The following is a 4022-nucleotide window of genomic DNA, read 5'->3' on the forward strand; positions in this document are numbered from 1 at the left end:
GTGGCGGCACCGTGCAACTGTGGGACCGTGGCCATTGGGCGCCGGAAGACGGGAATTCGGATGTAGAGGCCGCGCTGAAGGGCGGTGAGCTGAAATTCACCCTGGCGGGGGAGCGGCTACAGGGCGGCTGGGTGCTGGTGCGCATGCGCCATGACCGTGATGGCAAATCCGGACGCACCAACTGGCTGCTGATCAAGCACAAAGACGAGGCAGCGCGCGAGGGGGACGAAGATGCGTTGCTGGTGGAGGACCGCTCCGTCGCGTCGGGCCGTGCCATGGCCGACATCGCCGCCGACAAGGGACCGCGCCCGGAACCGTTCATGTCACTCAAACCGGATCGGACGAATAAGGGCCGGGCGACAATCAGGGCGGCAATGCCCAAGAAGCGGGACATGCCGGAATTCATTGCCCCGCAGCTCTGCCGCTCCGTCGACCGGCCACCGGCGGGTGCCGACTGGGTTCATGAGATCAAGTTCGACGGATACCGGATGCAGGTGCGGGTGGAGAAGGGCAAGGCCGCCCTCCGAACGCGCAAGGGGCTGGACTGGACCGACCGTTTCCCAGCATTGGCAAAAGCGGCGGACACCCTGCCCGACTTGCTCATGGATGGGGAGGTCATCGCCCTGGACGCGGATGGCTTGCCCGACTTCGCGTCGCTGCAGGCGGCCCTGGCGGAAGGGAAGACCGACGACCTGCCCTTCTTCGGCTTCGACCTGCTGTTCGATGACGGCCGCGACCTGCGCGACCAGCCGCTGCGCGCCCGCAAGGACAGGCTGCGCGAAATCCTGGGGACACTGAAGGGCGATGCAGCCCGCCGCCTGCGCTATGTGGAGGATTTCACCACGGGCGGCGATGCCGTGCTGTCCTCGGCTTGCCGGATGTCGCTGGAAGGCGTGGTGTCAAAGCGCGCCGACGCCCCCTATAGCGTCGGCCGATCCGACAGTTGGGTAAAATCCAAATGCCGGGCTGGGCATGAGGTGGTGATCGGTGGCTGGACCAAGACGGAAGGTGAATTCCGCTCCCTGCTGGTCGGGGTCAACCGCGACGACAAGCTGGTATTCATCGGCCGGGTGGGCACGGGCTTCGGCGCAGCCAAGGTGAAGGCGCTGCTGCCCTTGTTGGAAGAACGGGCCACCGACAGTTCCCCCTTCGCCCAGCGTATCCCGCGCGGCGGTGGGACAGTGCATTGGGTGAAACCGGAACTGGTGGCGGAAATCGAGTTTGCGGGCTGGACCGCCGCCGGCAATATCCGCCAGGCCGCCTTCAAGGCGCTGCGCGAAGACAAGCCGGCAGCAGAGGTCGAGGCGGAAACGCCGGCCCCCATGGACAAGGCGGTGCTGGCCGTGCCCGCCGCCGCCCAGGCTCAGGCTGGTGCTGCCGTCGTCATGGGCCTGCCCATCTCCAAACCCGGCAAGCCCCTGTGGCCCCCTGCGGAAGATGGCGGTCCCATCACCAAGCTGGATCTGGCCCGCTATTTTGAGGCGGTGGCCGACTGGATCATGCCGCATATAAAGGGCCGTCCCTGTTCCATCCTGCGCGCGCCCGACGGCATCGATGGCGCGCATTTTTTCCAGCGTCACGCCATGCGCGGCATGTCCAGCCTGCTGGAACAGGTGAAGGTGACAGCGGAGCACCGGCCCTATTTGCAGGTGGATCGGCCGGAGGGGCTGGCGGCACTGGCGCAATGGGGGGCGCTGGAACTGCATCCCTGGAATTGCCGGCCGGGCGTGCCGGACAGGCCCGGCCGGCTGGTCTTCGACCTGGATCCCGGCCCCGATGTCGCTTTCACCGCCATCGTGGCCGCGGCGAAGGAATTGCGCGAACGGCTGGAAGCCTTAGGATTGGAGACGTTTGCCAAGACCAGCGGCGGCAAGGGGTTGCATGTCGTGGTGCCGCTGGCTGACGAGGGGCGGCACACGCCCGACTGGGACGCCGCCAAGAGTTTCGCCAAGGAAATCTGCCGCCGCATGGCTGATGACGCCCCCGACCGCTATGTCATCACCATGAGCAAGAAATTGCGTCAGGGCCGCATCTTCCTGGACTATCTCCGTAATGACCGGCTGGCTACGGCGGTCGCTCCGCTGTCGCCGCGTGCCCGGCCGGGCGCCCACATCTCCATGCCGCTGAACTGGGAGCAGGTGACAGCGCGGCTGGACCCGGCCCGCTTCACCCTGCGCACGGGTCCTGCCCTCCTGCGCAAAGGCGATCCCTGGGCCGGCTATGGTGATGCCGAAAAGTCGTTGCGTGTATCGATCAAGCGGCTTCAGAAGAAATAGAGGGAACCATGGCTGGGCGTCATTATTGGAAGGGTTACCTGAAACTGTCGCTGGTCACGTGCCGGGTGGCGCTGGTTCCGGTCGTATCGGAAAGCGCCAAGGTACGCTTCCACCTGTTGAACCGCGCCACCGGCAACCGCGTGGAAAGCCGCTATGTCGACAGCGTCACCGGCAAACCCGTACCCGACAAGGACCAGGTGAAAGCCTATGAGAAAGGCGAAGATGATTATGTCCTGCTGGAGGATGCGGAGCTGGAGGCCGTTGCCCTGGAAAGTGCCCGCACCATCGATATCGACCTGTTCACCCCTCGCGCGAGCATTGATTGGATCTGGTACGATACGCCCTATTTCCTGATCCCCGACGACAAGGTGAGCGAGGAGGCCTTCACCGTCATCCGAGAGGCCATGCGTGCTTCAGAAATGGTGGGCATCGCCCGGCTGGTGCTGAACCGGCGGGAACGGGCCGTCATGCTGGACCCGCGCGACAAGGGTATCCTGCTATGGACCCTGCGCTATGGCGACGAGGTGCGCGATGCAGCCGACTATGTCCAGGATAGCGACAGCGCCAAGCCAGATGCTGCCCAACAACGCCTGATCCGTACCCTCATCGACGATCGCAAGCGCACCTGGGACAAGGAACTGACCAAAGATGCGGTGCAGGAAAAGCTCCTGTCCATGATCAAACAGCGCCGCCGCGCCCTGAAGGGGCATAAACCATCGAAGACGGAAAAGCGTGGCGACAATGTCATCGACATCACTGACGCCCTGCGCCGCAGTCTGCGGATCGTATAGGTTCGTCAGCCGGCCTTGCGCTTGCCCGTCCCTTCGGCGCTGCGGCGCAACGCTTCCAGCAGATCGTCGGGCTTGGTCCGGGTCGGGGGCTTGCGGCGGCGGACGGGCTTGCCCTCGATCTTGGCGCGCACCAGATCGGCCAGGGCTGCGTCGTAGCGGTCATCGAAGGTAGCGGGATCGAATGTCCCTGCCTTGGTGTCGATGATGTGCCGGGCGAGGTCCAACATCTCCTTCTTCACCGTCACCTCCGCCACCCGCTTCAATATGGCGGGTGCTGTCTCCACCTCATGGTCGAAATTCAGCGTCCGGGCGATGAAGCCTTCCGCACCCGGCCAGATCAGCAGGCTGCGCAGGCGCCGGAACAAAACCGCCCGCGCCAGGGCCGCCACCTTCTTCTTGCGCATCCCTTCCAGCACCAGACGGAAGGCATCGGACGCATCATCTCCCCGAGGCCCCAGGAAATAGGGTCGATCGAAATAGAGAGGATCGACATCATCCAGGTCGATGAAGCCTTCAACCTCCATGGTGCGGTCACCCTTGGGCAGAATGGCCGCGACCTCCGCCGGCTCGAACACCAGATAGCGGCCATCGCCGACATCATAGCCCTTCAACTGGTCCCCCTGTTCGACGGGCCGGCCTGTGGATTGGTCCACCAGTTCGCGCCGCACGCGATGGCCCGTGCGGCGGTTGACAATATGGAAGCTCATCCGCTCAGCGCTGCTGGCCGCCGCATAGAGCGACACATCCACGGATAGTTCCCCCACCAGCAGAACACCGTTCCAGCTTGCATGCGGCGCCATAGCCAAACTCCCGATCCATATCCGCAAGGGCAACAATCCCGGCCTTCCAGGGTTCCCCATCCTCAGCCATGGGCTAGCCGTAGACGAACCCGCGCGCTCGGCAACGCTGTCGGTATCACAGTCGTGCCGCGCAGACCGGCGACGCAGGGCCGAAA

The 4022-nt window shown here is 64.6% G+C and carries 3 protein-coding genes; 2 read left to right on the forward strand and 1 reads right to left on the reverse strand.

Annotated features, from left to right (window positions below; genetic code table 11):
• Together ligD and KBA48_RS32635 are read left to right on the forward strand one after the other, a co-directional pair.
• A partial coding sequence (ligD, locus tag KBA48_RS32630) for a DNA ligase D (RefSeq protein ID WP_292912837.1) occupies positions 1 to 2276 on the forward strand: 2276 nt, incomplete at its 5' end.
• 8 nt (positions 2277 to 2284) lie between these two features.
• Positions 2285 to 3067 carry a Ku protein gene (locus tag KBA48_RS32635; protein ID WP_292912838.1) on the forward strand — a complete coding sequence of 261 codons (783 nt, stop codon included), beginning with the start codon at positions 2285 to 2287 and terminating at the stop codon, positions 3065 to 3067.
• A gap of 5 nt (positions 3068 to 3072) precedes the next feature.
• On the opposite strand, the gene KBA48_RS32640 is transcribed toward KBA48_RS32635, so the two are convergent.
• Positions 3073 to 3867 carry a Ku protein gene (locus KBA48_RS32640; protein WP_292912839.1) on the reverse strand — a complete coding sequence of 265 codons (795 nt, stop codon included), beginning with the start codon at positions 3865 to 3867 and terminating at the stop codon, positions 3073 to 3075.
• Positions 3868 to 4022 lie beyond the last annotated feature (155 nt).

Origin of the sequence: Niveispirillum sp., from assembly GCF_017996735.1 — a bacterium.
Taxonomy (GTDB): domain Bacteria; phylum Pseudomonadota; class Alphaproteobacteria; order Azospirillales; family Azospirillaceae; genus Niveispirillum.

Excerpts from the sequence above, each read along its gene's own strand:
- KBA48_RS32635 (WP_292912838.1), top strand. The coding sequence starts at position 2,285 with ATGGCTGGGCGTCATTATTGGAAGGGTTACCTGAAACTGTCGCTGGTC.
- KBA48_RS32640 (WP_292912839.1), bottom strand. The coding sequence starts at position 3,867 with ATGGCGCCGCATGCAAGCTGGAACGGTGTTCTGCTGGTGGGGGAACTA.